Annotated in this window: 29 protein-coding genes; 24 read left to right on the top strand and 5 right to left on the bottom strand. The window is 64.9% G+C overall.

Annotation, left to right across the window (positions count from 1 at the left end):
• Positions 1-11: 11 nt before the first annotated feature.
• Positions 12-1,040, bottom strand: a complete 1,029-nt coding sequence (locus C8K14_RS02845) for a D-glycerate dehydrogenase (RefSeq protein ID WP_107715624.1) — start codon at positions 1,038-1,040, stop codon at positions 12-14.
• A gap of 207 nt (positions 1,041-1,247) precedes the next feature.
• On the opposite strand from C8K14_RS02845, the gene C8K14_RS02840 reads away from it, so the two are divergent.
• On the top strand, positions 1,248-1,748 hold the full coding sequence (locus tag C8K14_RS02840) for an SH3 domain-containing protein (protein WP_022676307.1): 501 nt from the start codon (positions 1,248-1,250) through the stop codon (positions 1,746-1,748).
• 90 nt (positions 1,749-1,838) lie between these two features.
• Here C8K14_RS02840 and C8K14_RS02835 read toward each other — a convergent pair whose 3' ends face one another.
• Entirely contained in the window at positions 1,839-3,035 is a 1,197-nt protein-coding gene (locus tag C8K14_RS02835) for an acetyl-CoA C-acyltransferase (RefSeq protein WP_107715623.1), read from the bottom strand.
• Positions 3,036-3,262: 227 nt separating this feature from the next.
• On the opposite strand from C8K14_RS02835, the gene C8K14_RS02830 reads away from it, so the two are divergent.
• The 21 genes from C8K14_RS02830 (at position 3,263) to C8K14_RS02730 (ending at position 22,709) form a co-directional block, all read left to right on the top strand.
• Complete coding sequence (locus C8K14_RS02830; protein ID WP_233250869.1) at positions 3,263-4,024, top strand: A24 family peptidase; 762 nt, start codon at positions 3,263-3,265, stop codon at positions 4,022-4,024.
• Positions 4,025-4,275: 251 nt separating this feature from the next.
• Positions 4,276-4,650 (top strand): NADH-quinone oxidoreductase subunit A, encoded by a 375-nt coding sequence (gene ndhC, locus C8K14_RS02825; protein WP_022676304.1) that lies wholly within the window; start codon positions 4,276-4,278, stop codon positions 4,648-4,650.
• A complete protein-coding gene (locus C8K14_RS02820; RefSeq protein ID WP_107715622.1) occupies positions 4,647-5,204 on the top strand; it encodes an NADH-quinone oxidoreductase subunit B family protein in 558 nt (185 codons plus the stop codon). Before ndhC ends, C8K14_RS02820 begins: the two co-directional genes overlap by 4 nt.
• 13 nt (positions 5,205-5,217) lie before the next feature.
• The gene (locus tag C8K14_RS02815) at positions 5,218-5,949 is read left to right on the top strand and encodes an NADH-quinone oxidoreductase subunit C (protein ID WP_107715621.1); all 732 of its coding nucleotides are present in this window, start codon (positions 5,218-5,220) and stop codon (positions 5,947-5,949) included.
• On the top strand, positions 5,946-7,157 hold the full coding sequence (locus C8K14_RS02810) for an NADH-quinone oxidoreductase subunit D (RefSeq protein WP_022676301.1): 1,212 nt from the start codon (positions 5,946-5,948) through the stop codon (positions 7,155-7,157). The genes C8K14_RS02815 and C8K14_RS02810 overlap by 4 nt, the downstream gene beginning before the upstream one ends.
• Positions 7,154-7,360 carry a hypothetical protein gene (locus C8K14_RS02805; protein WP_022676300.1) on the top strand — a complete coding sequence of 69 codons (207 nt, stop codon included), beginning with the start codon at positions 7,154-7,156 and terminating at the stop codon, positions 7,358-7,360. The genes C8K14_RS02810 and C8K14_RS02805 overlap by 4 nt, the downstream gene beginning before the upstream one ends.
• A 1-nt stretch (position 7,361) precedes the next feature.
• Positions 7,362-7,697, top strand: coding sequence for a nuclear transport factor 2 family protein (locus C8K14_RS02800; protein WP_062782116.1), 336 nt, complete (start codon positions 7,362-7,364; stop codon positions 7,695-7,697).
• Positions 7,697-8,365 (top strand): NAD(P)H-dependent oxidoreductase subunit E, encoded by a 669-nt coding sequence (locus C8K14_RS02795; protein ID WP_107715620.1) that lies wholly within the window; start codon positions 7,697-7,699, stop codon positions 8,363-8,365. The genes C8K14_RS02800 and C8K14_RS02795 overlap by 1 nt, the downstream gene beginning before the upstream one ends.
• Before the next feature lie 3 nt (positions 8,366-8,368).
• Positions 8,369-9,661: an NADH-quinone oxidoreductase subunit NuoF gene (gene nuoF, locus C8K14_RS02790; RefSeq protein ID WP_054132226.1), complete on the top strand. Its 1,293-nt coding sequence runs from the start codon at positions 8,369-8,371 to the stop codon at positions 9,659-9,661.
• Positions 9,661-11,667: an NADH-quinone oxidoreductase subunit NuoG gene (gene nuoG / locus C8K14_RS02785; protein WP_107715619.1), complete on the top strand. Its 2,007-nt coding sequence runs from the start codon at positions 9,661-9,663 to the stop codon at positions 11,665-11,667. The genes nuoF and nuoG overlap by 1 nt, the downstream gene beginning before the upstream one ends.
• Positions 11,664-12,710: an NADH-quinone oxidoreductase subunit NuoH gene (gene nuoH / locus C8K14_RS02780; protein ID WP_022676295.1), complete on the top strand. Its 1,047-nt coding sequence runs from the start codon at positions 11,664-11,666 to the stop codon at positions 12,708-12,710. The genes nuoG and nuoH overlap by 4 nt, the downstream gene beginning before the upstream one ends.
• The gene (gene nuoI, locus C8K14_RS02775; protein ID WP_022676294.1) at positions 12,707-13,192 is read left to right on the top strand and encodes an NADH-quinone oxidoreductase subunit NuoI; all 486 of its coding nucleotides are present in this window, start codon (positions 12,707-12,709) and stop codon (positions 13,190-13,192) included. Before nuoH ends, nuoI begins: the two co-directional genes overlap by 4 nt.
• A gap of 12 nt (positions 13,193-13,204) precedes the next feature.
• Positions 13,205-13,822: an NADH-quinone oxidoreductase subunit J gene (locus tag C8K14_RS02770; RefSeq protein ID WP_022676293.1), complete on the top strand. Its 618-nt coding sequence runs from the start codon at positions 13,205-13,207 to the stop codon at positions 13,820-13,822.
• Entirely contained in the window at positions 13,822-14,127 is a 306-nt protein-coding gene (nuoK, locus tag C8K14_RS02765) for an NADH-quinone oxidoreductase subunit NuoK (RefSeq protein ID WP_022676292.1), read from the top strand. Before C8K14_RS02770 ends, nuoK begins: the two co-directional genes overlap by 1 nt.
• A gap of 4 nt (positions 14,128-14,131) precedes the next feature.
• Positions 14,132-16,186, top strand: coding sequence for an NADH-quinone oxidoreductase subunit L (gene nuoL, locus C8K14_RS02760; RefSeq protein WP_054132228.1), 2,055 nt, complete (start codon positions 14,132-14,134; stop codon positions 16,184-16,186).
• Positions 16,183-17,727, top strand: a complete 1,545-nt coding sequence (locus C8K14_RS02755) for an NADH-quinone oxidoreductase subunit M (RefSeq protein ID WP_022676290.1) — start codon at positions 16,183-16,185, stop codon at positions 17,725-17,727. The genes nuoL and C8K14_RS02755 overlap by 4 nt, the downstream gene beginning before the upstream one ends.
• On the top strand, positions 17,727-19,190 hold the full coding sequence (gene nuoN, locus C8K14_RS02750; RefSeq protein WP_107715618.1) for an NADH-quinone oxidoreductase subunit NuoN: 1,464 nt from the start codon (positions 17,727-17,729) through the stop codon (positions 19,188-19,190). The genes C8K14_RS02755 and nuoN overlap by 1 nt, the downstream gene beginning before the upstream one ends.
• The gene (locus C8K14_RS02745; protein ID WP_107715617.1) at positions 19,159-19,944 is read left to right on the top strand and encodes a biotin--[acetyl-CoA-carboxylase] ligase; all 786 of its coding nucleotides are present in this window, start codon (positions 19,159-19,161) and stop codon (positions 19,942-19,944) included. The genes nuoN and C8K14_RS02745 overlap by 32 nt, the downstream gene beginning before the upstream one ends.
• Complete coding sequence (locus C8K14_RS02740) at positions 19,944-20,750, top strand: type III pantothenate kinase (protein ID WP_022676287.1); 807 nt, start codon at positions 19,944-19,946, stop codon at positions 20,748-20,750. Before C8K14_RS02745 ends, C8K14_RS02740 begins: the two co-directional genes overlap by 1 nt.
• Before the next feature lie 53 nt (positions 20,751-20,803).
• Complete coding sequence (locus C8K14_RS02735) at positions 20,804-22,399, top strand: ribonuclease J (RefSeq protein ID WP_369974033.1); 1,596 nt, start codon at positions 20,804-20,806, stop codon at positions 22,397-22,399.
• A 37-nt stretch (positions 22,400-22,436) separates the two neighbouring features.
• Positions 22,437-22,709, top strand: a complete 273-nt coding sequence (locus C8K14_RS02730; protein WP_054132231.1) for a DUF1467 family protein — start codon at positions 22,437-22,439, stop codon at positions 22,707-22,709.
• 1 nt (position 22,710) lies between these two features.
• Here C8K14_RS02730 and C8K14_RS02725 read toward each other — a convergent pair whose 3' ends face one another.
• Together C8K14_RS02725 and C8K14_RS02720 are read right to left on the bottom strand one after the other, a co-directional pair.
• Complete coding sequence (locus C8K14_RS02725) at positions 22,711-23,595, bottom strand: bestrophin family protein (RefSeq protein WP_107715615.1); 885 nt, start codon at positions 23,593-23,595, stop codon at positions 22,711-22,713.
• A gap of 18 nt (positions 23,596-23,613) precedes the next feature.
• Positions 23,614-23,877, bottom strand: coding sequence for a hypothetical protein (locus tag C8K14_RS02720; RefSeq protein ID WP_022676283.1), 264 nt, complete (start codon positions 23,875-23,877; stop codon positions 23,614-23,616).
• An 88-nt stretch (positions 23,878-23,965) separates the two neighbouring features.
• Here C8K14_RS02720 and C8K14_RS22320 point away from each other — a divergent pair, with 88 nt between their 5' ends.
• On the top strand, positions 23,966-24,112 hold the full coding sequence (locus C8K14_RS22320; protein WP_158271855.1) for a hypothetical protein: 147 nt from the start codon (positions 23,966-23,968) through the stop codon (positions 24,110-24,112).
• On the top strand, positions 24,112-24,993 hold the full coding sequence (locus tag C8K14_RS02715) for a LysR family transcriptional regulator (protein WP_107715614.1): 882 nt from the start codon (positions 24,112-24,114) through the stop codon (positions 24,991-24,993). Before C8K14_RS22320 ends, C8K14_RS02715 begins: the two co-directional genes overlap by 1 nt.
• A 75-nt stretch (positions 24,994-25,068) precedes the next feature.
• Here C8K14_RS02715 and phoB read toward each other — a convergent pair whose 3' ends face one another.
• Entirely contained in the window at positions 25,069-25,758 is a 690-nt protein-coding gene (gene phoB, locus C8K14_RS02710; protein WP_022676280.1) for a phosphate regulon transcriptional regulator PhoB, read from the bottom strand.
• Positions 25,759-25,818: the final 60 nt, after the last annotated feature.

Below are 25,818 nucleotides of genomic sequence, written 5' to 3'. Positions count from 1 at the left end.
ACCAAGCGCCGCTAGGCCCAGCCCTCGATCACCTGATCGGGCGGGCGATGGCCATCGGCCCAAAAGCGGATATTGGCGATGACCTTGTCGCCCGAGGCGAGCCGCCCTTCGAATGTGGCGCTGCCCATGTGCGGCAGCAGGACCACGTTGGGCAACTGGCGCAGGCGCGGATCGACCTGGGGTTCGTGCGCGAAAACATCGAGTCCGGCGCCGCCGATCGCCCCGGCTTCGAGCGCAGCGATCAGGGCTGCTTCCTCGATCAGTTCGCCGCGCGCGGTGTTCACCACATAGGCGTGCCGCTTCATCATCGCGATGCGCCGCGCATTGATCAGATGGTGGGTTTCGCTCGTGTGCGGGCAATGCAGCGACAAAATGTCGGCGGTGCGCACCAGCGTGTCGAGATCGGCCTCATAGCGCGCGCCCAGCGCTGCCTCTGCCGCCGGGGGCAGGCGGTGGCGGTTGTGATAGACGACCGCCATGCCAAAGGCGCGGGCGCGTAGGGCCACGGCCTGGCCGATTCGACCCATGCCGATGATGCCCAGCATCTTGCCGCCCAAGCGGTGACCCAGCAGGCTGGATGGCGACCAGCCTTCCCAGGTCTGTTCGCGGATCACGCGCTCGCCATCGGCCAGCCGGCGCGGCACCGAAATGATCAGTGCCATGGTCATGTCGGCGGTATCGTCGGTGAAGACGCCGGGCGTGTTGGTGACGATGATCTTGCGCGCACGCGCGGCGGCGAGATCGATATGTTCGATGCCTGCGCCGAAATTGGCGATCAGGCCAAGGCCGGGGCCGGCCGCCGCGATCAGATCGGCATCGATCGCATCGGTGACCGTAGGCACCAGGACATGCGCCTGCGCCACGGCATCGCGCAAGGCCTGGCGCGACATGGGGCGATCATCGGCATTGAGCGTGACGTCGAACAATTCGGCCATGCGCCGCTGCGTTTCGGGCAACAGGCGACGGGTCACGACGACGCGGGGCTTGCCGTCGATACGGCGCGTGAGGCGCAAGTCTTGCGGGCGGGCGTGCTGGCTCATCCCCACTATGGCTATGCGCATGGGGTGGTGGTGGTCAAGCAGGACCAAGGGCGATATCCGATCGGGACCGGAATTTGCCGCGACATTCGGGCTGGGCCAGGCGGGTGATCGCCGGCCGCAGCCATGCAGGCTGTTGCCCTTGCCGGCCAATGCTGTATCGCACCAGAGATTGCACGTCCGGGCGGGGGCGGCAGGAGAAGTCTTACCGTGATCCAGTTTCGCTTTATCATCCGTTCGGCCGCGGCGCTGGCACTGGTTGCCGGTGCGGTGGGCCTGGCCGGACGGCCGGCGCACCTGCACGCCGCCGATGATGGCAACAGCCCCTATTGGGCGTCGCTATCCAAGGACCAGACCAACATGCGCGTGGGGCCTGGGCGCGAATACCGCATCAATTGGGTCTATGTGCGCCGTGGCTTGCCGGTAAAGGTCTTGCGGGTGATGGGTGGCTGGCGCCTGATCGAAGATCCCGATGGCGCGCGTGGCTGGGTGCTGGCGCAGTTTCTCAGCCGCAATCGCGCCGCGCTGGTCAAGGGCGCGATTACGCCGATCCGCGCCAACAAGGATGGTAGCGGCCCGGTGCTGTGGCGCGCGGCGCCTGGCGTTCAAGCCGCGCTGGGCGATTGCCGCGATGGCTGGTGCCCGGTGGATGTCGGCGGGCGCCGGGGCTTTGTGGCGCAGGATGCGCTGTGGGGCGCGGGGACGCCTTGAAGGCTGCGATTTGGCTGCGTTTTCTTAGGTTTTCACCACCCCCCAACCCCCCTCCTCTGAAGAGGAGGGGGCGGAAGATTTCATCCGCTTTTAGACCAGTTCGACGGCGAGGGCGGTGGCTTCGCCGCCACCGATGCACAGGCTGGCCACGCCCTTGGTCTTGCCGTGGCGCTTGAGCGCGGCAAGCAGGGTGGTGACGATGCGTGCGCCCGAGGCGCCGATCGGATGGCCCAGGGCGGTGGCGCCGCCATGGACGTTGACCTTGTCGTGGCTGATGCCAAGGTCATGCATTGCGAACATCGCAACGCAGGCAAAGGCTTCGTTCACTTCGAACAGTTCGACGTCGTCGACGCTCCAGCCGGCCTTGTCGAGCACCTTCTTGATCGCACCGACCGGGGCGATGGTGAAGTCCTTGGGTTCCTGGGCATGCGCGGCCAGGGCCACGATGCGCGCTACGGGCTTGAGGCCCTTGGCATCGGCCACGCTCTGGCGGGTAAGCGCAAGGGCTGCCGCGCCGTCCGAGATCGACGAGGACGTGGCCGCGGTGATCGTGCCGTCCTTGGCAAAGGCGGGCTTGAGCGAGGGAATCTTGTCGGGGCGGGCCTTGCTCGGTGCCTCGTCGGTATCGACCGTCACTTCGCCAGCGCGGGTCTTGACCGTGACGGGGGCGATTTCCTCGACAAAGGCGCCATCGGCGATCGCGGCCTTGGCGCGGCGCAGCGATTCGATGGTGTATTCGTCCTGGTTTTCGCGGGTCAGACCATAGTCGTTGGCGGTGTCCTGCGCGAAGGTGCCCATGGCGCGGCCGGCTTCATAGGCGTCTTCCAGGCCATCGAGGAACATGTGGTCATAGGCCGTATCATGGCCGATGCGCGCGCCCGAACGGTGCTTCTTGAGCAGGTAGGGGGCGTTGGTCATCGATTCCATGCCACCGGCGATGGCCAGGTCGATGCTGCCGGCGGCAAGCGCCTCGGCGGCCATGATCACCGTCTGCATGCCAGAGCCGCAGACCTTGTTGACCGTCGTGGCCTGGGCCGACTTGGGCAGGCCGGCCTTGATCGCGGCCTGGCGGGCAGGTGCCTGGCCCAGGCCGGCGGGCAGCACGCAGCCCATGTAGACCCGCTCCACGTCGGCGCCGTCCACGCCGGCGCGCGCGACGGCGGCCTTGACCGCGGTGGCGCCGAGATCGGTTGCGGCAACCTCTGCCAGTGCACCCTGCATGCTGCCCATCGGCGTGCGCGCATAGCTGAGGATGACGATCGGATCGGCGGCGGAGAACTGGGCCATGGTAACAGGTCCTTCCTGTGCTAAACTGCCGCCCCGGCTGCGGGCGGGTGGCAGCGTCTTGTCGTTGCCAGCGCCGATGTAGAGACCGGGCGTGGCGATTGCAATTGAAGGCGGCCCTGCATTGCCTTTTCATGATGCATTGCAGCAATTCGGCAGACACCCTGGGGTGGGCTCGTGCTGCCGGGCATGGGGCGGGTGGGGGACGTAACGTGGGGTTTTCGGCGCAGATGCCGATGTTTACGGCCGTGGCGGGTATGCCGGCCTGGCTCTTGGTGACAATCGGCGCCATTTTGGGGGCAATCATCGGATCATTCCTGGGCACTGTGGCGGTGCGCCTGCCGGCCGGGCGCGGCATCATCCGCGCGCCTTCGGCCTGCGATGGCTGCCGCCAGCGCCTGCGTCCGTGGCACCTGGTGCCGATCGTTTCATGGCTGGCCCTGCGCGGGCGCTGTCAATCCTGCGCCGCGCCGATCGGGCAGGGGCAACTGGTGGCAGAGGTGCTGGGCGCCGCGATCGGCGCATTGGCATGGTGGGCACCGCCTGGTCTTGCCTTGCCGGCCATGGTGCTGGGCTGGCAACTCCTGCTGCTGGGGCTGCTCGATGCGCGCTGCCTGTGGTTGCCGTGGCGCCTCAACGCTGCGCTGGCGTTGAGCGGAGTGGCGGTAGCCGTGGCGGACAACCGTTTGCCATTTGCCCTCGCTGGCGGCGGCCTGGGCTATGGCCTGTTGGGGCTGGTTGCGTGGGGCTATCGCCGGGTGCGCGGGCGCGAAGGGCTGGGCGGGGGTGATCCGCTGCTGCTCGGCGCGATCGGGTTGTGGGTGGGGCCGGTGGGCGCGGTGCATGTCCTGCTTGGCGCCGCGCTGCTCGGCCTGGCCGTGGCGGGCCTGATGGCCCGGCGAGGCAGCCGCATCGATGCAGCCACCAGATTGCCGCTCGGTACGTTCCTGGCCGCCGCGGCCTGGCCTGTTTTCTTGCTCGACCTGAGGTGAGGATGCGCGGGGCGCCTTGTGCGCCATGCAATCGTGTGCGCAATTCCTGCAACTGACATCTCGCGATGCGGCAAGAGGTGGCTGGTTTGCCGGGCTTTTGGGCGAAATCCGGGGGTTCGTGCCTCGGTATTGTCACGATCTTGCCCAAATGGGTGGGGTCAACCCCCTTTATTGCGCTGCACCCCACTTGCGCATGGGCCAAGGCAGGACTAGTGCCCCGTGCCAAGTGCATTCCATCGCGAGTCAGCCCCTTGGTCGACCTCATCCAATATCTGCCGATCCTGATTTTCCTCGGGATCGCGCTCGCGCTTTCCACGGCCTTCGTGTTTTTGCCGATGGGGGCAGCCCGTCTGACGGGCACCCACAATCCCACGGCGGACAAGCTGGCCGAATATGAGTGCGGGTTCCCCGCCTTTGAAGACCCGCGCAGCCAGTTCGACGTGCGGTTCTATCTCGTGGCGATCCTGTTCATTATCTTCGACCTGGAAGCAGCGTTCCTGTTTCCCTGGGCGGTGAGCCTCAAGCAGACCGGTTGGGCCGGCTGGGCGACCATGATGGTCTTCCTGGCTGAACTGGTGCTGGGCTTCATCTATGCCTGGAAGAAGGGCGCACTGGATTGGGAATGAACGACATGGCTACTACCCCCGCTGTCTCGCCGGTCGCTGGCTCGCCGATCCTGGCGCCCGACCAGGCATTCTTCGAAAGCATCAACGCCGAGGTTTCGGACAAGGGCTTTCTCGTCACCTCGACCGAGGAACTGTTCCAGTGGGCGCGCACCGGCTCGCTCTGGTGGATGACCTTTGGCCTGGCATGCTGCGCCGTGGAAATGATCCACGTCAACATGCCGCGCTATGACATGGAGCGGTTCGGCGTTGCCCCGCGCGCTTCGCCGCGCCAGTCGGACGTGATGATCGTGGCCGGCACGCTGTGCAACAAGATGGCCCCGGCGCTGCGCAAGGTCTACGACCAGATGTCGGACCCCAAGTACGTCATCTCGATGGGTTCGTGCGCCAATGGTGGTGGCTATTACCACTACAGCTATTCGGTGGTGCGCGGCTGTGACCGCATCGTGCCGGTGGATATCTATGTGCCGGGTTGCCCGCCGACTGCCGAGGCGCTGCTCTATGGCGTGATGCAGTTGCAGCGGAAGATCCGCCGCATCGGCACGCTTGAGCGTTGAGAGGGTAGGGCACATGGCCATTCTGCATTCCGCACCGCGCTATGCCCCCTTCGACGGGGTGAAGGACACGCTCGCCACCGCGCTGGGCGATCTGGTGATCGAGGCGAAGGAAGAGCACGGCGAAATCGTCCTGCTGGTCGTGCGCGAGCGCATCCAGGACGTGCTGCGCACCCTGCGTGACGAGCACGAATACCAGCAGCTGATGGAAATCGCCGGGGCGGACTATCCGCAGCGGCTCGACCGTTTCGAGGTGGTCTATTGCCTCCTCTCGCTGACCCGCAACCATCGCCTGATCGTGAAGGTGCGGACCGACGAGTCCATCCCGGTTCCCACCGCCACCACGCTGTGGCCGGTGGCGGGCTGGCTGGAGCGCGAAGTCTACGACATGTATGGCGTGCTGTTCGCGGGCAACCCCGATCTGCGCCGCATCCTCACCGACTATGGCTTCCAGGGACACCCGTTCCGCAAGGACTTCCCGCTGACCGGCTATGTCGAGCTGCGCTATTCCGAGGAAGACCAGCGCGTGGTCTATGAGCCCGTGCGCCTGGCCCAGGACCTGCGCCAGTTCGACTTCATGAGCCCGTGGGAAGGCGCCGACTACGTGCTGCCCGGTGACGAGAAGGCAGCGCAAGCTGCCGCGCCTGCACCGGTGGCCACGCCCAAGGACACGCCGACGCCGGCGCATACCGGCGCTGGTGCGGCGGCCAACAAGGAAGCGACCAAGCCCTCGGGAGACAAGGCATGAGCTTCTCGCTCGAACAGTCGCCCACCACGGGTGACGAGGTCATCACCAACTACACGATCAACTTCGGCCCGCAGCACCCGGCCGCGCATGGCGTGCTGCGCATGGTGATGGAGCTGGACGGCGAAATCATCGAGCGGATCGATCCGCACGTTGGCCTGCTGCATCGCGGCACGGAAAAGCTGATCGAGCACAAGACCTATCTCCAGGCGCTGCCGTATTTCGACCGCCTGGACTACTGCTCGCCGCTGGCGATGGAGCACTCCTACGTGCTCGCCGTGGAAAAGCTGCTCAACATCGCCGTGCCGCTGCGCGCGCAGTATCTGCGCGTGCTGTTTGCCGAGCTGACCCGCATCTGCAACCACATGCTCAACATCGGTTCGCACGTCATGGACGTGGGGGCGATGACGCCGAACCTGTGGCTGTTCGAAATCCGCGAGGATTGCCTCACGTTCTTCGAACGCGCATCGGGCGCGCGCATGCACTCGGCTTGGTTCCGCCCCGGCGGCGTGCACCAGGACGTGCCGCTCAAGCTGTTGACCGACATGGCCGACTGGCTCGATACGCGCCTGCCGCAGCTGTTCGACGACGCGATGAGCCTGGTGGTCGACAACCGCATCTTCAAGCAGCGCAACGTCGATATCGCCGTGGTGAGCAAGGACGATGCGGTGCGCTGGGGCTTTTCCGGCCCGATGATCCGTGGTTCGGGCATCCCCTGGGATATCCGCAAGGCGCAGCCCTATGACGTCTATGACCGCATGGAATTCGATATTCCGGTGGGCACGCGGGGCGATTGCTATGACCGCATGATGGTGCGCGTGGAAGAAGTGCGCCAGTCGGCCCGGATCATGAAGCAGTGCCTGGCGCAGATGCCCGAAGGCCCGGTGCACAGCGACGACCGCAAGGTGATGCCGCCCAAGCGCGCCGAGATGAAGAGCTCGATGGAAAGCCTGATCCATCACTTCAAGCTCTACACCGAAGGGTTCCACGTGCCGGCCGGCGAAGTCTATGTCGCCACCGAAAGCCCCAAGGGCGAATTCGGCGTGTACCTGGTCTCTGACGGCACCAACAAGCCCTATCGCTGCAAGATCCGCCCGACCGCGTTCTCGCATCTCCAGGCGATGGACTTCATGTCCAAGGGCCACATGCTGCCCGACGCGACCGCCATCCTGGGCGCGATCGACGTGGTGTTCGGGGAGTGCGACCGGTGAGCCGCGCGCAGATCGATCAGGTTTCGATCCTCGCCTGCCTGACTGGGCTGGTCCTCGCCGTGGCCTGGTTCATTGCCCTGGGCGTGACCGGCAAGGCGCCGGAAAGCCTGGCCATGCTGGCAAGCGCGGTGGGCGGTTTCGAACTGTTCCATTTTGGCCAGGGGCTGTGGTTCAACCGCGCCCGCCGGCGCAGGGGGCTTTGACATGGCTGGTTTGACCCAGATCGCCACGGCCATGATCGCGGCCTACAACGCCCAGGATGCCGACACCTACGTCAGCTACATGACCGACGATGCCTGCGAAGCGGGCTATCGCGGCGCCGTGGTGCGCGACGGCAAGGAAGGCACCCGCCAGGGCCTCAAGAAGATGTTTGCCGAGTTTCCGGAAAACCGCGCCGAGGTGATCGGGGCGAACGAGCTGGGCAATTATGTGGTGTTTCACGAGCGCGTCTGGCGCTCTGCCGCTGCCGAGCCGTTTGACGTGATTGCCGTCTACAGCTTCGTCGATGGCAAGTGCGCACGCGTGGAGTTCATTCGCTAATGGCTGATCGTCATCCCGAACCCGATAGCCCCGCGCTGCGTGCGCGCTGGGGCGGCTTTGCCTGGACGCCCGAGAACGCGACCAAGGCCAAGGAAATCATCGCGCGCTATCCCGCCGGGCGCCAGCGTTCTGCGGTGATGCCGCTGCTCGACCTGGCGCAGCGCCAGGTTGGCGCCGAAGAGAACACGCAGGGCTGGCTGCCGCTGCCGGTGATGGAATACGTCGCCGCGCAGCTCGACATGCCGATCATCCGCGTGCTCGAAGTGGCCACCTTCTACACGATGTACAACATCGCGCCGATCGGCCGGTTCCACGTGCAGGTCTGCGGCACCACGCCGTGCATGCTGCGCGGGTCTGACGACATCCTCGCCTCCTGCAAGGCCAAGGGCATGAAGAAGGGCCACACCACTGCTGATGGTCTGTTCACGCTGACCGAAGTGGAATGCATGGGCAACTGCTCGTCGGCGCCGATGGTGCAGATCAACGACGACAACTATGAAGACCTGACGGCCGAGCGGATCGAGCATATCCTCGACGAACTCGCTGCCGGGCGCCAGCCCAAGACCGGCACGCAAGAGCCGGGCCGCCACACCGTGGAACCGGTGGGTGGGCCGACCTCGCTGACGGCGATGGTTTCCGAAAACCACGATTATCGAGGGGAGTGGTAAGCCATGGCCCTTGCCGACAAGGATCGCATCTTCACCAATCTCTACGGCTATCAGCCGTGGAACCTGGCTGCCGCCCAGGCGCGCGGCGATTGGGACAACACCAAGGACCTGATCGCGCGCGGCCGTGACGCGATCATCCAGGAAATGAAGGACTCCGGCCTGCGTGGCCGTGGCGGTGCGGGCTTCCCCACCGGCATGAAGTGGTCGTTCATGCCCAAGGAATCCAAGGATGGCCGCCCCAGCTTTCTGGTGATCAACGCCGACGAATCCGAACCGGGTTCGTGCAAGGACCGCGAAATCATCCGCCACGATCCGCACAAGCTGATCGAAGGCGCGCTGGTCGCCGGTTTCGCGATGGGCGCACGCGCGGCCTATATCTACATTCGCGGTGAATATATCCGCGAAGCCGAAACGCTGTTTGCCGCCGTGGCTGAAGCCTATGACGCGGGCTTGCTCGGCAAGAACGCCGCCGGTTCGGGCTATGACTTCGATGTCTTCGTCCACCGCGGCGCGGGCGCCTACATCTGCGGCGAAGAAACCGCGATGATCGAATCGCTCGAAGGCAAGAAGGGCCAGCCCCGTCTCAAGCCGCCGTTCCCGGCCGGCGCCGGCCTCTATGGCTGCCCGACCACGGTGAACAACGTGGAGTCGATCGCGGTTGCCCCCACCATCCTGCGCCGTGGCGCGGGCTGGTTCTCCAGCTTTGGCCGTGAGAACAACAAGGGCACCAAGCTGTTCCAGATCAGCGGGCACGTCGACAAGCCCTGCGTGGTCGAGGAAGAGATGTCGATCCCGTTCCGCGAGCTGATCGAAAAGCATTGCGGCGGCATTCGCGGCGGTTGGGACAACCTCCTGGCCGTGATCCCGGGTGGTTCGTCGGTGCCGCTGGTGCCGGCCGCCGAGATCATGGATGCGCCGATGGACTTTGACGGCCTGCGCGCGCTGGGCTCGGGCCTGGGCACTGCGGCGATCATCGTCATGGACAAGTCTACCGACATCGTTCGCGCGATCAGCCGCCTTTCGTACTTCTACAAGCACGAAAGCTGCGGCCAGTGCACGCCCTGCCGCGAAGGCACCGGCTGGATGTGGCGCGTGATGGAGCGCCTGCGCACCGGCGATGCTGACGTGGAAGAGATCGACATGCTCTTCAACGTGACCAAGCAGGTCGAAGGCCACACCATCTGCGCCCTGGGTGACGCGGCCGCCTGGCCGATCCAGGGCCTGATCCGCCACTTCCGCCCCGAAATCGAACGTCGCATCGCCGCGCGCGCCGACGTTCGGGAGGCAGCAGAATAATGCCCAAGGTCAAAGTAGACGGCGTCGAACTCGAAGTTCCGGCCGGGGCCACCGTGCTCCAGGCCTGCGAACTCGCCGGCAAGGAAATCCCCCGCTTCTGCTATCACGAGCGGCTGAGCATTGCCGGCAACTGCCGCATGTGCCTGGTCGAAGTGAAGCCTGGGCCGCCCAAGCCGCAGGCTTCGTGCGCGCTTCCGGCCAGCGAAGGCCAGGAAATCCGCACCGACAGCGAAATGGTCAAGAAGGCGCGGGAAGGGGTGATGGAGTTCCTCCTCATCAACCACCCGCTCGATTGCCCGATCTGCGACCAGGGCGGCGAATGCGACCTGCAGGACCAGTCGGTGGCCTATGGCCGTGGCGGCTCGCGCTATCACGAGCACAAGCGTGCCGTGACCGAGAAGTACATGGGCCCGCTCATCAAGACGACGATGACGCGCTGCATCCACTGCACCCGCTGCGTGCGGTTCTCGGAAGAGATCGCCGGCGTGGACGAAATCGGCGCGCTCTATCGCGGCGAAACCATGCAGATCAGCACCTATCTGGAAAAGGCCGCCAAGCACGAGCTTTCGGCCAACGTGATCGACCTGTGCCCGGTCGGCGCGCTGACCAGCAAGCCCTATGCGTTCGAAGCGCGCCCGTGGGAGCTGAAGAAGACGCTGTCGATCGACGTGTCCGACGCGATCGGCGCCAATATCCGCCTCGACAGCCGTGGCCGCGAAGTGCTGCGCATCCTGCCGCGCGTCAACGATGACGTGAACGAGGAATGGCTGGCCGACCGTGGCCGCTTCATGGTCGATGGCCTGACCCGCCGCCGCCTGGACCGTCCGTGGCTGCGCCGCGATGGCAAGCTGGTTGCCGCGACCTGGGCCGAAGCCTTTGCCGCGGTTGCCTCGATCAATCCCGGTCCGTCGGTTGCGGTGGTTGCCGGTGACCTGGTCGATTGCGAAACGATGTTTGCCGCCAAGTCCCTGGCGGGCGCGCTCGGTTCCTCGCTGCTCGAAGGGCGGCAGACCGGCATGGCGTACACCACGTCGAGCTTGGCGGCCGTGGCGTTCAACTCGACCCTGGCCGGCATCGAGGACGCTGATGCGATCCTGATCGTGGGCAGCCAGATCCGCAACGAAGCGCCGCTGCTCAATACGCGCCTGCGCAAGGCCGTGAAGCGCGGCGCCAAGGTATTCGTGATCGGTCCGGTGTGGGACACCACGTTCCCCGCCACGTTCCTGGGCGACGATGCTGCCACGCTGGCCAACCTGCCGGCCGAAGTGGCCGACGCGTTTGGCGCGGCAAACAAGCCGGCGATTATCATCGGCGGTGCTGGCCTGGCCAAGGGCGCGCTGGAAGCGGGCCTGGGCTTTGCCGAGCGCTTCAACCTGGTGCGCGATGGCTGGAACGGCTTCAACGTGCTGCACATGGCGGCAGCGCGCATGGGCGGCCTGATGCTGGGTTATGCCCAGCCGGGCGGCCTGGCTGATCTCGTGGCGGCCAAGCCCAAGATGGTCATCTCGCTGGGCGCGGACGAGGTTGACTGGACCAAGTTTGCCGACAGCATGATCGTCCACATCGGCCATCACGGCGACAAGGCGGCCCATGCCGCCGACGTGATCCTGCCTGCCGCTGCGTTCAGCGAAAAGGACGGCACTTACGTCAACACCGAAGGCCGTGTGCAGTTTGCCGAACGCGCCGTGTTCGCCCCGGGCGAAGCGCGCGAAGACTGGACGATCCTGCGCGCGCTGGCCGATGCCTTTGGCGTCAATGTCGGGTTCGACAGCTTTGAACAGCTGCGCGCGGCAATGATCGCGGCGGTGCCGGCACTGGGCGTCGAAGGTCTGGCCGATTACGGCGCGCTTCCCACGGCTCCGGCCAGCGCGGATTGCACCGGGACGATCGCCTATCCGATCGCCGATCCCTATCTGACCAACGCCATCGGCCGCGCCAGCCCCACGCTGCAGCGCTGCTCGAGCGAACTGCTCCACGGTGAACTTCAGGCGGAGGCCGCGGAATGACTGCGTTCTTTCAAGGCCTTGGCCTGCCCTTCGCGGCGGCCTGGACCATTTCCACGATCTGCGGAATCCTGCTGATCGCGCTGCCGGTGATGCTGGCGGTGGCCATGGTCATCTATGTCGACCGCAAGGTCTGGGCATCGATGGCACTGCGCCGTGGCCCCAACGTGGTGGGCCCGTTCGGCATTCTTCAGTCGTTTGCCGACGGCCTGAAGGTGTTCCTGCAGGAAACCATCATTCCTTCGGCGGCGAACAAGGGCCTGTTCCTGATCGCGCCGATCATCACTTTCACGGTGGCGCTGCTGGCCTGGGCGGTGATCCCGTTCAATTCGGGCGCGATCCTGGCCAACATCAACGTCGGCCTGCTCTATATCCTCGCGATCTCGTCGCTCGGGGTTTACGGCATCGTCATCGCGGGTTGGTCGTCCAACTCGAAGTACCCGTTCTTCTCGGCGATGCGCGCATCGGCCCAGATGATCAGCTATGAAGTCTCGATCGGCTTCATCCTGGTCTGCGTGGTGCTGTGGGCCAACTCGTTCAATCTCAACGATATCGTCAAGGCGCAGCACGGCTTCGGCTTTGGCTTCATCAACGGTTTCTGGTGCAGTCCGCTGCTGTTCCCGATGTGGGTGATGTTCCTCATCTCCAGCATGGCCGAAACCCAGCGCGCGCCGTTCGACCTGACCGAAGCGGAAAGCGAACTCGTCGCCGGCTATCAGACCGAATATTCGTCGATGGCCTTCGCCCTGTTCTGGCTGGGTGAATACGGCAACGTGCTGTTGATGTGCGCGCTCAACGCCACGCTGTTCTGGGGCGGTTACCTGCCGCCGGTGGAACTGGCGGTCCTCTACCTGATCCCTGGTTGGATCTGGCTGATCCTCAAGATCGCTTTCGGCTTCTTCGTCTTCAGCTGGGTCAAGGCGACGGTGCCCCGTTACCGTTATGACCAACTGATGCGCCTTGGCTGGAAGATCTTCCTGCCCGTCTCGCTGCTGTTCGTGTTCCTCGTCAGCGGCTACCTCATGGCTACCGGACACTTCGCATGACTGTCGGACAGCTCGTCAAGAGCTTCACCCTCTGGGAGTTCGTGAAAGCGCACTGGCTGACCCTGAAGTATTTCTTCAGGCCCAAGGCGACCGTGAACTACCCGTTCGAGAAGAACCCGATCTCGCCGCGCTTCCGTGGTGAACACGCCCTGCGCCGTTATCCCAACGGCGAGGAACGCTGCATCGCGTGCAAGCTGTGCGAAGCGGTGTGCCCGGCGCAGGCGATCACGATCGAGGCGCAACCGCGCGAGGACGGCAGCCGCCGCACCACGCGATATGATATCGACATGACCAAGTGCATCTTCTGCGGCTTTTGCCAGGAAGCATGCCCGGTCGATGCCATCGTCGAGGGGCCCAACTTCGAATACGCGACCGAAACGCGCGAAGAACTGCTCTACGACAAGGCCAAGCTTCTGGCGAACGGGGACAAGTGGGAGCGGGCGATTGCCGCGAACCTTGAAGCCGATGCACCGTACCGGTAAGGGGCGCGCGTCATGATCCAGGCAATTGCCTTTTATCTCTTTGCCACGCTTACGATCTTTTCGGGCGCGGTGACCATTCTCGCCCGCAATCCGGTGCACTCGGTGCTCTGGCTGATCCTGGCGTTCTTCAACGCTGCTGGCCTCATGATCCTGATCGGCGCCGAGTTTATCGCGATGCTGCTGGTGATCGTCTATGTCGGCGCGGTCGCGGTGCTTTTCCTGTTCGTCGTCATGATGCTCGACATCGACTTCGCGCAGCTGCGGGCCGGCTTCATCAAGAACTTCCCGCTGGGCTTTGCCCTGGCTTTCGTGTTCCTGGCCGAACTGGTCATGGGCGTGGGCGCCTACAAGGCCGGTGGCCTGGTGCTGGGTACGCCTGATGCGGCGACTGCGCCTGTGGCGGGGCTGTCCAACACGGCGGCCATCGGGGCGCTGCTCTATTCGCGCTATCTCTTCCTGTTCGAAACCGCTGGCATCATCCTGCTGGTGGCCATGATCGGCGCCATCGTGCTGACCCATCGCCAGCGTGGCGATGTGCGCGGCCAGAAGCCGAGCAGCCAGATCTCGCGCCGTCCGGAAGAGGCGACCATCAATCTTCAGCCGGAAGTCGGGAAGGGGGTAACGCTCTGATGATCGGCATCGAACATTATGTCTTCGTCAGCGCGATCCTGTTCGTGCTCGGCGTGCTGGGGATTTTCCTCAACCGCAAGAACGTCATCATTCTGCTGATGTCGATCGAGCTGATCCTGCTGTCGGTGAACCTCAACCTGGTCGCTTTCAGCGTCTTCCTGCATGATCTGGTCGGCCAGATCTTCGCGATGTTCGTGCTCACGGTGGCAGCGGGCGAAGCGGCGATCGGTCTTGCCATTCTTGTCATCTACTTCCGTGGCCGCGGCACGATTGCCGTCGACGACGTCAACCGGATGAAGGGCTGAACCCATGTCGTCCATCAACGTCATCGTCTTCCTGCCGCTTCTGGCAGCGATCGTTGCCGGCCTTGGCAACAAGAAACTGGGCCTGATCCCGTCGAAGGTGATCACCACCGGCGCGCTGTTCTTTTCCTGCGCGCTGTCGTGGCCGATCTTCCTCTCGTTCCTGGGCGGCCATGCCGAAGCGAGCGTTACGCCGGTGCTGCACTGGGTGAAGTCGGGCGATCTCGATTTCCTCTGGGCGCTGCGCGTCGATACGCTCACCGCGATCATGCTGGTGGTGATCACCACCGTCTCGTTCCTCGTGCACCTCTATTCCTGGGGGTACATGAGCGAGGAACCCGATCAGCCGCGCTTCTTCGCCTATCTGTCGCTGTTCACCTTTGCCATGTTGATGCTGGTGACGGCCGACAACCTGGTGCAGATGTTCTTCGGCTGGGAAGGCGTGGGCCTGGCCTCGTACCTCCTGATCGGCTTCTGGTTCCGCAAGCCCAGCGCCAATGCCGCCGCGATGAAGGCCTTCGTGGTCAACCGCGTGGGCGACCTTGGCTTCATGATGGGCATCTTTGCGACGTTCCTGGTGTTCCACACCGTGTCGATCCCACAGATCCTGCACGATGCGCCAGCCGTCCTTTCGGGCTCGACCATCGGTTTCCTGGGCTATCGCCTCGATACCGCCACGGTGATCTGCATCCTGCTGTTCATCGGCGCGATGGGCAAGTCGGCGCAGCTCGGCCTGCACACCTGGTTGCCTGACGCCATGGAAGGCCCGACCCCGGTATCGGCGCTGATCCACGCGGCCACCATGGTGACCGCCGGCGTGTTCATGGTTTGCCGCCTGTCGCCGCTGTTCGAACTGAGCCCGACGGCGACCAGCTTCGTCACCTTCATCGGCGCGATGACCTGCTTCTTTGCCGCCACGATCGGCACGACGCAGACCGACATCAAGCGCGTGATCGCCTATTCGACCTGCTCGCAGCTCGGCTACATGTTCTTTGCCGCCGGCGTTGGCGCCTATGGCGCGGCGATGTTCCACCTGTTCACGCACGCCTTCTTCAAGGCGCTGCTGTTCCTGGGTGCCGGCTCGGTGATCCATGCCATGCACCACGAACAGGACATGCGCTATTACGGTGGCCTGCGGAAGAAGATCCCGCTGACCTTCTTCGCCATGATGGCCGGCACGCTGGCCATTACAGGGGTCGGTGCATTCGAGATCGGTTTCGCCGGTTTCTTCTCGAAGGATGCGATCATCGAGGCCGCTTGGGCCAAGGGCACCGAACTCGGACACTTTGCCTTCTTCATGGGCGTGTTCGCCGCGTTGCTCACCAGCTTCTATTCGTGGCGCCTGGTCTATCTGACCTTCTTCGGCAAGCCGCGCTGGGAACAGTCGGAGCATATCCAGCATGCCGTGCACGATGCGCATGGCCACGGCGATCATGGGCATGATCACGCCCACGCGCATGGCCACGATCATCATCACCATGACGAACACAGCGACGGCACGGCGGGCTATCATCCGCACGAAAGCCCGCTGGTCATGCTGGTGCCGCTGGTCGTGCTGTCGCTCGGCGCCATCTTCGCAGGTTGGGTGTTCGCACACGCGTTCATCAGCGAAGGGACGGGTGAGTTCTGGAAGGGCGCGCTGGTTTACAGCGAGCATCTGATCCACGCCGCGCACCAGGTGCCGACCTGGGTGAAGTGGTCGCCGTTCGCGGTGATGGTCACCGGCTTCCTGATCGCGACTTATGCCTATGTCGTGAACCCGGCGTTCCCGGCGGCTTTCGTGAACCAGTTCGGCTTCCTCTACCGCTTCCTGCTCAACAAGTGGTACTTCGACGAACTCTATCACTTCATCTTCGTGCGCCCCGCGCTGTGGCTCGGCCGCGTATTCTGGAAGGTGGGTGATATCGGGATCATTGATCGCTTTGGCCCGAACGGCGCTGCCTGGCTGGTGGCGCAGGGCAGCCGCGGGGCGGTCAAGCTCCAGTCCGGATATCTCTACAGCTATGCGCTGGTCATGCTCGTCGGTCTCGTCGGCGCGATCAGCTGGGTGATCGCACAATGACCGGCTTTCCGATCCTTTCGCTCATGCTGCTGGTGCCGCTCGTCGGCGCCGGCCTGGTCCTCAAGGCCAACCGCGAGCAGGCCCGCCTGATCGCGCTGATCGCCACGCTCATCGATTTCGTCCTGGGTGTTGTCCTGTGGATGCACTTCGATGTGGGCGGCGCACAGTGGCAGTTCCAGGAGCGGGCCGCGCTCTTCTCCGGCTTTGAATGGAAGCTGGGCATCGATGGCATCGCCCTGCTGCTGATCGCACTGACCGTGTTCCTCATGCCGATCTGCATCGGCGCCAGCTGGAACTCGATCGAGAAGCGCGCCGGTGAATACTACGCGGCGTTCCTGCTGATGGAGACGCTGATGATCGGCGTCTTCACCGCGCAGGATCTGTTCCTGTTCTACATCATGTTCGAAGCCGGCCTGATCCCGATGTATCTGATCATCGGCATCTGGGGCGGGGCGGATCGCATCTACGCCAGCTACAAGTTCTTCCTCTACACGCTGCTCGGCTCGGTGCTGATGCTGATCGCGATGTTCTGGATGGTCAACGTGGCGGGCACCAGCGACATCCCGACGCTGATGGCCTACAACTTCCCGGTCCATGCGCAGACTTGGCTGTGGCTTGCGTTCTTTGCCAGCTTTGCGGTGAAGATGCCGATGTGGCCGGTGCACACCTGGCTGCCCGACGCGCACGTGCAGGCACCCACCGCCGGCTCGGTGATCCTGGCGGGCGTGTTGCTCAAGATGGGTGGCTACGGCTTCATCCGCTTCTCGCTGCCGATGTTCCCCGAAGCCTCGGCGCAGTTCGCGCCGCTGGTGTGGGGCCTGTCGATGGCGGCCGTGGTGATCACCTCGCTGATCGCGCTGGTCCAGCAGGACATCAAGAAGCTGATCGCCTATTCCTCGGTCGCGCACATGGCGATCGTGACCATCGGTCTCTTCGCGTTCAACACGCAGGGTCTCGAAGGCTCGATGCTGATCATGCTCAGCCACGGCCTGGTGGCTGGCGCGCTGTTCCTGGGCGTGGGCGTGATCTATGATCGCCTGCATACCCGTGAAATCACGCGCTACGGCGGCCTTGCCATTAACATGCCGTACTACGCCCTGTTCATGCTGCTGTTCACCATGGCCTCGATCGGCCTGCCGGGCACCAGCGGGTTCGTGGGTGAATTCCTCTCGCTGATGGGCGTTTATGCCGAAAGCAGCTGGGTGGCGCTGGTGTGCACCACCGGGATCATCCTGGGTGCGGCCTATATGCTCTACCTCTATCGCCGCGTGATCTTTGGCGACCAGAAGAACGCCGACGCTGCCGCCATGCTCGATCTCGACAAGCGCGAGTGGGCGATGATGGTGCCGCTGGCCGCCGTGGTGCTGTGGATGGGCGTCTATCCGGAAAGCTTCCTGGCGCCGATGCGCAAGGATATCGCCGCGCTTGAAGCGCGCGTGGCCCCGGCCAAGCCCAAGGGCGACGCGCAACTGAAACTCGGGGTGGCCCAGCCGGTTGGTGCCGCTGCCCATGAAGAAGCCGCGCACGGGGAGGCGCACTGATGGAACTGCTTCGCTCTCTCCAGATCACCCTGGCCGAGGAAGTGCTCAGCATTTCCGGCCTGATCCTGCTGCTGGTGGCGGCCTGGGCCGGTGACAAGGCTTCGCGCCTGATCTCGATCCTGTCGGTGGCGGTCCTGACCGTCTGCGCCCTGATCGCCGCGCCCGCGCTGTGTGGTTCGGCGATGGGCCCGGCGGTGACGGCCTTTGCCGGCCAGTATCATGCCGATGCCTTTGCCGCCTTTGCCAAGCTGCTGATCTATGCCGGTGCCAGCGTGACGCTGATCGTGGCGCCTGCGTTCTTTGAACGCGTGCGCGGCATGCGCGCGGAATTTCCGCTGCTGGTGCTGTTTGCCGCGCTGGGCATGGGGATCATGGTGTCGGCCGGCGATCTTCTCGCGCTGTATATCGGTCTCGAACTCAACAGCCTTGCTTCGTATGTGCTGGCTTCCATGCTGCGCAGCGACGAACGCTCGGCAGAATCGGGCCTCAAGTACTTCGTGCTGGGCTCGCTCGCCTCGGGCATCCTGCTCTATGGCGTCAGCCTGACCTATGGCTTCACCGGCACGACCAGCTTTGAAGGCATTCGCCTGGCGCTCAGCCATGGCCTGTCCACCGGCGCCACTTTTGGCGTGGTCTTCGTGCTGGCTGGCCTGGCGTTCAAGATCAGCGCCGCGCCGTTCCACATGTGGACGCCCGACGTTTACGAAGGCGCGCCGACCCCGGTGACGACCTTCTTTGCCACGGCGCCCAAGGTCGCTGCGCTCACGCTGCTGATGCGTGTCAGCCTCGAAGCATTCGGCACCCAGGTCCACGCCTGGCAGCAGATCGTGATCTTTGCCGCGCTGCTGTCGATCGTGATCGGCGCGCTGGGTGCGATCGGGCAGAACAACATCAAGCGCCTGATGGCCTATTCGTCGATCAACAACGTTGGCTTCATGCTGATCGGCCTGGCCTGTGCCAACCAGCCGGGCGCGGCCGCGATGCTGGTTTACCTGGCGATCTACGTGGCGATGTCGGTGGCGGGCTTTGTCGCCGTGCTGATGCTCAAGGACGCCGATGGCGAGCCGGTGGAAGCGATTTCCGACATGGCCGGCCTGTCGAAGACGCGCCCGGGCCTGGCCGCAGCGCTGGCTGCGGTCATGTTCAGCCTGGCCGGTATCCCGCCGCTGTTCGGTTTCTGGGGCAAGTTTGTGGTGTTCCAGGCGGCCGTGCAGGCCAATCTGCTGGCGCTGGCCGCGATCGGTATCGCTGCCTCGGTGATCGGCGCGTTCTACTACCTCAAGGTCGTCAAGGTGCTTTACTTTGATGAGGCGACCGACAAGGTGACGGGCAAGAGCGAACTCGCCCATACCGTGTTGCTGGTGGTGGCCACGCTGTTCATTTCGCCGCTGGGCTACCTGCTGACCAACTGGCTGCACGTGCTTGCCGGCAATGCGGCAGCCGCGCTGTTCCACGTGGCCTGAGCCGCTCTTGCTCGAATACGTAAAAGAAATCCCCTCCACCAACGCGGCCCTTGTGGCGCGCGCTGGTGGAGGGGATTGCCTTTTGGAGGGGCACTGGCTGATCGCCGATCGGCAGAGCGCCGGGCGCGGGCGATCGGGCCGAGTGTGGAGCGATGGGTTCGGCAACTTCATGGGCTCTACCGCCGTGCAACTGGCGGCCCATGAAACCGCGCCGCAGACATTGGCGCTGGTTGCTGGCTTGGCGCTGTGGGATGCCGTCGCCAGCATGGCGCCGGGGCTGCCCGGGCTGTACCTGAAGTGGCCCAATGATTTGCTGGTGGGCCAGGCCAAGCTGGCGGGTATCCTGCTGGAACGGGTGGGCCAGACCGTGGTGGTGGGCATCGGCGTGAACCTCGCCGCCGCGCCCGATGTGCCGGGGCGGCAGACCGTTTCCCTTGCCGCACTGGGCCATGCGGTGGCACGTGATGCCTTTGCCGCGGCCCTCGCAAGTGCATGGGCGGCGCGGCTTGAAGCCTGGCATGGCGGTCAGTGGCCGGCCTTGCGCGGCGCCTGGGAAGAGCGGGCGGTGCCGCGTGGCACGCTGGTTTCCGTAAACGATCGCGACCATGGCCTGATCATGGGCGCCTTTGCCGGCATCGATGCCGATGGCGTGGCCCAGTTGCGCCTGGCCGATGGCCGCACCCTTGCGATTCATGCCGGCGATGTCGATCTGGTGGGCGATCCCGCACCGCCAGCGGCCCAAGGAGATGCGTAATGCTGCTGGCGGTTGATGTCGGCAATACCAACGTGGTGTTTGCCCTGTTCGAGGATCGCACGATCCGCGCGCGCTGGCGCGTGGCCACCGATCCACGTCGCACCGCCGACGAATACGCCGTGTGGCTGCTGCAACTGATGCAGATCCAGGGTTTTGCCCGCGATGCCGTGCGCCAGATCGTGATTTCCACGGTAGTGCCGCGCGCGCTCCACAACCTGCAGGTTCTGGCCGACAAGTATTTCGGTCTGGAAGCGCTGGTGGCGGGGCAGGGCCTGGCCGAATGGGGCTTTGTCGCTGATGTCGACGAGCCGCGCTCGCTGGGCGCGGACCGGGCGCTAAACGTGATTGCCGGCCATGCGGCCCATCCCGGGCAGCACCTGATCATCATCGATTTCGGTACGGCGACGACGTTTGACTGGGTAGACCCACAAGGCACCTACAAGGGCGGGATCATTGCGCCGGGGATCAACCTCTCGCTCGACGCGCTGGTGAGTGCGGCGGCGAAATTGCCGCGCATCGCCATTTCCGTGCCGCGCCAGGGCGAAAGCGTGATAGGGCGCAACACCGAAGACCAGATGCACATCGGCGTGTTCTGGGGCTATGTTGCCATGATGGAAGGCCTGATCGCCCGGATGCGCGCCGAAATCGGCCAACCGGCCAAGGTGATTGCCACGGGCGGGCTGGCCGTATTGTTTGACCGCCACACGCGGATTTTTGACCATGTCGACCCCGACCTGACGTTGGACGGCATGGCCTTGCTTGCAGAGCGCGCCATCGCGGCCGCCCAGAACAGGACACAAGAGTGAAGCCCGGAAAGGAATTGCTGTTTCTCGCCCTTGGTGGTTCGGGCGAGATCGGGATGAACGTCAACCTCTATGGGTGTGACGGCAAGTGGCTGATGGTCGACCTGGGCATGACCTTTGCCGATCCCTGGTACCCCGGCGTCGAACTCGTCTTTGCCGATCTGGAATTCATCGAAGCGCGCAAGAAGGACCTGCTCGGCATTGTCCTGACCCACGCGCACGAGGATCATATCGGTGCTGTGCCCTATTTTGCGCAGGAACTGGGCGTGCCGCTCTATGCCACGCCGTTCACCGCGCGCCTGGTGCATGAAAAGCTGGTGGAAGCCGGCATCGAGAACAGTGTCGAACTCAATGTGATCCAGAACGAGGGCAGCCTCTCGCTCGGCGCGTTCGACATCCGCTATGTGCCGCTGGCGCACTCGATCGCCGAGGGCAATGCCTTGGTGATCGACACGCCCTATGGCCGTGTGTTCCACACCGGTGACTGGAAGCTTGACGACGAGCCGCGCGTGGGCACGCCCGCCACCGAGGAAGAGCTGACTGCCATCGGTGACGAAGGCGTGCTGGCGCTGGTGTGCGATTCCACCAACGTGTTCAACCCCAAGCCGTCCGGCTCGGAAGGTGCGGTGCGGGCCGGGCTGCTCGAAACCATTGCCGAGCTCAAGGGCCGGCGCGTGGTGGTGACGACCTTTGCCTCCAACGTGGCGCGCTTGCAGACCCTGGCCGAAGTGGCCGAGGCCACCGGGCGGCAGCTGTGCGTGGCCGGGCGCTCGCTCGATCGCATCATCAAGGTGTCGCAGGCATCGGGCTATCTGCTGGATTTTCCCGATCCGATCAGCATGGACGCGGCGATGGACCTGCCGCGCGGCGAAGTGCTGATCCTGGCCACCGGCGGACAGGGTGAGGCGCGCGCCGCGCTGGCGCGGATCGCGGGCGGCCAGCATCCGATCTCGCTGGAAGCGGGCGATGCCGTGGTGTTTTCCAGCCGCCAGATTCCCGGCAACGAACTGGCCATCGGCCGCGTGCAGAACGCGCTGGTGGAAAAGGGCGTGCGCCTGATCACCGACAAGCAATCGATGATCCACGTTTCGGGCCATCCGGGCCGGCCGGAACTGATGGCGCTGTATGATTGGCTGCGACCCAAGATCCTGGTGCCGGTGCATGGCGAAATCCGCCACATGGCCGAGCAGGCCGCGCTGGGCAAGGCCGAGGGCATTCCCAAGACCATCCTGCAGAAGAACGGCGATCTGGTGCGCCTGGCCCCCAATGGGCCGGTCAAGATCAGCACCGAACGCAATGGCCGCCTGGTGCTGGATGGCGATATCATCGCCCCGGCCGATGGCGAGGCGATGGCCGCGCGGCGCAAGCTGGGCAACAATGGCCTGGTCAGCGTGGCCCTGGCGGTCACCGCCGAAGGCAAGCAGGCCTCTGGCGTGGACATCGGCTGCATTGGCGTGCCCCTGGAAGAGGACATGGAGCCGTTCCTGGAAGAGGCGCGCGAGGACGTGTCCAAGGCGCTGAAAGCCCTCAAGGGCGACCGCAAGCGCGACCGGGTGGCCGTTGCCGAATGCGTGCGGCTTGCGGTAAGACGCACGGCGCAGCGCTGGTCGGGCAAGAAGCCGGTGGTGCAGGTGCTGCTGCGCGAGCGTTAAGCCGGCAGCAGCCGCACGGCGTAAGAGGGAGAGAACGATGCGTTTTGGCTCGATGCTGGCGGTCTATGCCCTGATCTGGGTGCTGGCGGCCTTTGCCGTGCTGCCCTTTGGCCTGCGCACCCCGCATGATGCCGGGGTGCGGCCCACCGTGGGCCACGCCACCAGCGCGCCGATCAATTTCCGGCCCGGCATGGTGGCCTTGCGCGCAACGCTAGTATCGGCGGTGGTCTTTGCCGTGCTCTATGCCAACTTCCGCGAAGGCTGGGTCACGGCATCTGACCTCGATATCTCGCCGCTGATCGGGCTCTGATTTACCAGAGGATGCCGCCTTCGGGCTGAACCACTGGCACGGGCGACAGGCCCAGGCTTTCATTGCAATCGGATTCGATCGTGGCGCACATCGCGGTCAGCGGGGCGTCGTGGATCGTGTTGGCAAACGGATTGACCAGATCATCGCCGATCTGCAGCGCGGCCAGGAACATGAAGCCCGCCAGCGCCGAGCCCAGCGGTGTGGCCGGCCCCAGCGTTTCGACGAGGCCAATCGGCAGCAGCACGCAAAACAGGCGCGTGAAGAACGTGGGGAAGCTGCGGTATTGCGCGGGCAGCGGGGTGTTGCGCAGCCGCTCCATGGCGCCTTGGGCGTTGCTGATATCGACCATGATCGCCTCGATCCGGCTCAACTGCACGGTATCGATCCAGCCCTGGCGCAGCGCATTGGCCAGGCGCATGCCGTTGCCCTCGAGCAGGCCATTGGCTGGGTTGCGCCGCGCCAGCTCGGGAATATCGGCGGTGCCGAGCACACGCTGGGCGCTTTCGGCCGGGTCTTGCCCGCGCAACTGGTGACGCAGCACGTGGACATAGGCGATGTGGCGGCGCACCACGTCATGGCGCAAGGCCTGGCCGGCCGCGTGATCGGGCAGGGCGGCGCCCACCGCGCGCGCCAGGCTGCGCGAGGCATTGGTCATCGCGCCCCACACGATGCGGCCTTCCCACCAGCGGGCATAGGCCGAATTGACCCGGAACCCCAGCAGCAGCGCCAGCCCGGTGCCGAAGATCGTCAAGGGTAGGGCCGGGGCGGGGAAGGGCGTGAAATAATAGAAGACGGTTACCGCCACATCCCACACGAACAGGGCGAGCAGCGTGTTCCACGCCGCCACGAACGTCATGCGGATACGCGGGGTCTTGCCAACGATCATGCCTGTTTGAACCTTTGATCAGGGGCGCGGCGCCGGGTCATCGGGGCGATCCATGCCCAGCCAGGCCCGGCGCAGCGCGATGCAGCCGATAATACCGATCACCTTGGCAAGCGCCAGTTGCAGTGTCTGCCCTTCTTCGTTGATCGCCAGCCAGGCCAGCACGGCCATGGCCAGCACGGCGCAGTGCACCGGCAGCGCCTCGATATCGTTCCAGCGCAGGGGCGCTTCGGCGCCATACGCGGCGGCAGGTGCGGCGTTGCGAAAGGGGAATGCAAAGGCCATCGACAGGTTCCCGTGTCTCATCGGCGGTACCACCATGGCACGCCATCGCCCTTTCATTTTGCGACGCGCCAGGGAAATGGGAATGCCCATGGCCGGCAACCGTGGCTTGCAGATTTTGAAAACATCAGATGGATCAGGGCATTACATCGCAAATCCGGCAGCGGGCAACGATTTCAAACAGTTCTGCAACCTTGGGCATATTGCGGCGCAATACGCGTTTCCTATCCTCGGTTAATGGCAGATCGTTATTCCGAACTGGTTTCATTCGTCCGCGTGGCCGAGGCGGGTAGCCTGTCGCAGGCGGCAGTACGCCTGGGCCTGTCGCTGCCGGTGGTCAGCCGCCGCCTGGCCCAATTGGAGGCGCGCCTGGGCGTGGCGCTGGTCCGGCGCAACAGCCGCCACCTTTCGCTGACCGAGGAAGGCGAAATCTTCTATCGCCAGGCCGGGCAGGCCCTGGCCGACATGGAACGGGCCGAAACCGTGATTCGCACGCGCGCCTTTGGCCCGGCGGGCACGCTGAAAGTGGCAACGACCCTGGCCTTTGGCCGCCGCCGCCTGGGCGAGTTGTTGCAGCGCTTTGCCCGCGCCCATGCCGACGTGACGGTGCATCTGGATAGCGTGCCCGCGCTCGCCAATCCGGTGGAGAGCGGGCACGATCTGGTGATCAGCTTTGCCGCGCCGCCGCTGTCGTCGCTGATCTGCCGCCGTTTGGGCAGCAACCCGCGCGTGCTGTGTGCCGCGCCATCCTATCTGGAGCGGCGCGGGCGGCCGCAAGCCGTGGCCGATCTGGCCCGGCACGAGCATGTGGTGGTGCTGGACGAAGCCGGCGCCGTGCTGCGTGAGGGCCTGCCCGAGGGGCTGGCGCTGCCGGCGGGACTGGCCACCAACGATGCCGACGTGGCGCGCGCCTGGGCCCTTGATGGAGCCGGCGTGGCGCTGCATTCGCTGTGGGAAGTGGCCGAAGACCTGGAGAGCGGCGCGCTGGAGGCGGTGCTGCCCGATCTGGAACTGCCGGCGCTGCCGGTGGTGGCGCTGTTCGAACCGCGCCAGGGGCAGACACCGCGCCTGCGCCGCTGCCTGCAATTCCTGGCGCATCAGGTGCCGGCTTTGGCCTGACGGCGGTTTACATGCCCCCTCCGTCAGCCCTGCGGGCTGCCACCTCCCCCACGGTGTGGGGGAGGATCTTGATGGTTAGACGCCTTCCAGGGCGTAGCCGGCGGAGCGCACGGTGCGCACAGGGTCAGCCGCGCCGGGCAGGGCGATTGCCTGGCGCAGGCGGCGGATATGTACGTCAACCGTGCGCAGTTCGATGTCGCTGCCGCTGCCCCACACCGCATCGAGCAACTGCCCGCGCGAAAACACGCGGCCGGGATGTTCCATGAAATGCTTGAGCAGGCGGAACTCGGTGGGGCCGATCTTGATCGTCTGGCCGCGCCGGGTGACGCGGTGCGCGGTGGGATCGAGGCTCATGTCGCCCACGGTAATGGTTTCGCCGGCCAGCGCCGGGCGCACGCGGCGCAGCACGGCGCCGACGCGGGCGATGAGTTCGCGTGGCGAGAACGGTTTGGTGACATAGTCGTCCGCGCCGGTTTCCAGGCCGCGCACGCGATCATCCTCGTCGCTGCGCGCGGTGAGCATGATGATCGGCACATGGGCCGTGGCCTTGTTGCGGCGCAGGCGGCGGCACACCTCGATCCCGCTGGTGCCACCGATCATCCAATCGAGCAGCACGAGATCGGGCGTGTCTTCGGCGGCCAGGAGCAGGGCTTCATCGCCATCGTCGGTGCTGCGCACGTCATAGCCTTCGCCGCGGAAGCGATATTCCACGAGTTCGGCCAGCGCGGTGTCGTCTTCGACGAGAAGCAGCTTGGGAGCAGACACGCATTACCTCCGGGATGAACCTTGACCGTAACCTTGCGAAAGCACGACAATTGTTACGTG

This window comes from Novosphingobium sp. GV079 (assembly GCF_003058045.1).
GTDB classification, from domain to species: Bacteria; Pseudomonadota; Alphaproteobacteria; order Sphingomonadales; family Sphingomonadaceae; genus Novosphingobium; species Novosphingobium capsulatum.
Note: the sequence above shows the minus strand (reverse complement) of the source record. Positions and strands in the feature narration are given on the sequence as shown.

What these genes read in the sequence shown, in the direction of transcription:
- C8K14_RS02845 (WP_107715624.1), bottom strand. Translation starts at nt 1,040, where the DNA reads ATGAGCCAGCACGCCCGCCCGCAAGACTTGCGCCTCACGCGCCGTATC.
- C8K14_RS02835 (WP_107715623.1), bottom strand. Translation starts at nt 3,035, where the DNA reads ATGGCCCAGTTCTCCGCCGCCGATCCGATCGTCATCCTCAGCTATGCG.
- C8K14_RS02830 (WP_233250869.1), top strand. Translation starts at nt 3,263, where the DNA reads ATGCCGATGTTTACGGCCGTGGCGGGTATGCCGGCCTGGCTCTTGGTG.
- C8K14_RS02820 (WP_107715622.1), top strand. Translation starts at nt 4,647, where the DNA reads ATGAACGACATGGCTACTACCCCCGCTGTCTCGCCGGTCGCTGGCTCG.
- C8K14_RS02815 (WP_107715621.1), top strand. Translation starts at nt 5,218, where the DNA reads ATGGCCATTCTGCATTCCGCACCGCGCTATGCCCCCTTCGACGGGGTG.
- C8K14_RS02810 (WP_022676301.1), top strand. Translation starts at nt 5,946, where the DNA reads ATGAGCTTCTCGCTCGAACAGTCGCCCACCACGGGTGACGAGGTCATC.
- C8K14_RS02800 (WP_062782116.1), top strand. Translation starts at nt 7,362, where the DNA reads ATGGCTGGTTTGACCCAGATCGCCACGGCCATGATCGCGGCCTACAAC.
- C8K14_RS02795 (WP_107715620.1), top strand. Translation starts at nt 7,697, where the DNA reads ATGGCTGATCGTCATCCCGAACCCGATAGCCCCGCGCTGCGTGCGCGC.
- nuoF (WP_054132226.1), top strand. Translation starts at nt 8,369, where the DNA reads ATGGCCCTTGCCGACAAGGATCGCATCTTCACCAATCTCTACGGCTAT.
- nuoG (WP_107715619.1), top strand. Translation starts at nt 9,661, where the DNA reads ATGCCCAAGGTCAAAGTAGACGGCGTCGAACTCGAAGTTCCGGCCGGG.
- nuoH (WP_022676295.1), top strand. Translation starts at nt 11,664, where the DNA reads ATGACTGCGTTCTTTCAAGGCCTTGGCCTGCCCTTCGCGGCGGCCTGG.
- nuoI (WP_022676294.1), top strand. Translation starts at nt 12,707, where the DNA reads ATGACTGTCGGACAGCTCGTCAAGAGCTTCACCCTCTGGGAGTTCGTG.
- C8K14_RS02770 (WP_022676293.1), top strand. Translation starts at nt 13,205, where the DNA reads ATGATCCAGGCAATTGCCTTTTATCTCTTTGCCACGCTTACGATCTTT.
- nuoK (WP_022676292.1), top strand. Translation starts at nt 13,822, where the DNA reads ATGATCGGCATCGAACATTATGTCTTCGTCAGCGCGATCCTGTTCGTG.
- nuoL (WP_054132228.1), top strand. Translation starts at nt 14,132, where the DNA reads ATGTCGTCCATCAACGTCATCGTCTTCCTGCCGCTTCTGGCAGCGATC.
- C8K14_RS02755 (WP_022676290.1), top strand. Translation starts at nt 16,183, where the DNA reads ATGACCGGCTTTCCGATCCTTTCGCTCATGCTGCTGGTGCCGCTCGTC.
- nuoN (WP_107715618.1), top strand. Translation starts at nt 17,727, where the DNA reads ATGGAACTGCTTCGCTCTCTCCAGATCACCCTGGCCGAGGAAGTGCTC.
- C8K14_RS02745 (WP_107715617.1), top strand. Translation starts at nt 19,159, where the DNA reads ATGCGGCAGCCGCGCTGTTCCACGTGGCCTGAGCCGCTCTTGCTCGAA.
- C8K14_RS02740 (WP_022676287.1), top strand. Translation starts at nt 19,944, where the DNA reads ATGCTGCTGGCGGTTGATGTCGGCAATACCAACGTGGTGTTTGCCCTG.
- C8K14_RS02735 (WP_369974033.1), top strand. Translation starts at nt 20,804, where the DNA reads ATGAACGTCAACCTCTATGGGTGTGACGGCAAGTGGCTGATGGTCGAC.
- C8K14_RS02730 (WP_054132231.1), top strand. Translation starts at nt 22,437, where the DNA reads ATGCGTTTTGGCTCGATGCTGGCGGTCTATGCCCTGATCTGGGTGCTG.
- C8K14_RS02725 (WP_107715615.1), bottom strand. Translation starts at nt 23,595, where the DNA reads ATGATCGTTGGCAAGACCCCGCGTATCCGCATGACGTTCGTGGCGGCG.
- C8K14_RS02720 (WP_022676283.1), bottom strand. Translation starts at nt 23,877, where the DNA reads ATGGCCTTTGCATTCCCCTTTCGCAACGCCGCACCTGCCGCCGCGTAT.
- C8K14_RS22320 (WP_158271855.1), top strand. Translation starts at nt 23,966, where the DNA reads ATGGCCGGCAACCGTGGCTTGCAGATTTTGAAAACATCAGATGGATCA.
- C8K14_RS02715 (WP_107715614.1), top strand. Translation starts at nt 24,112, where the DNA reads ATGGCAGATCGTTATTCCGAACTGGTTTCATTCGTCCGCGTGGCCGAG.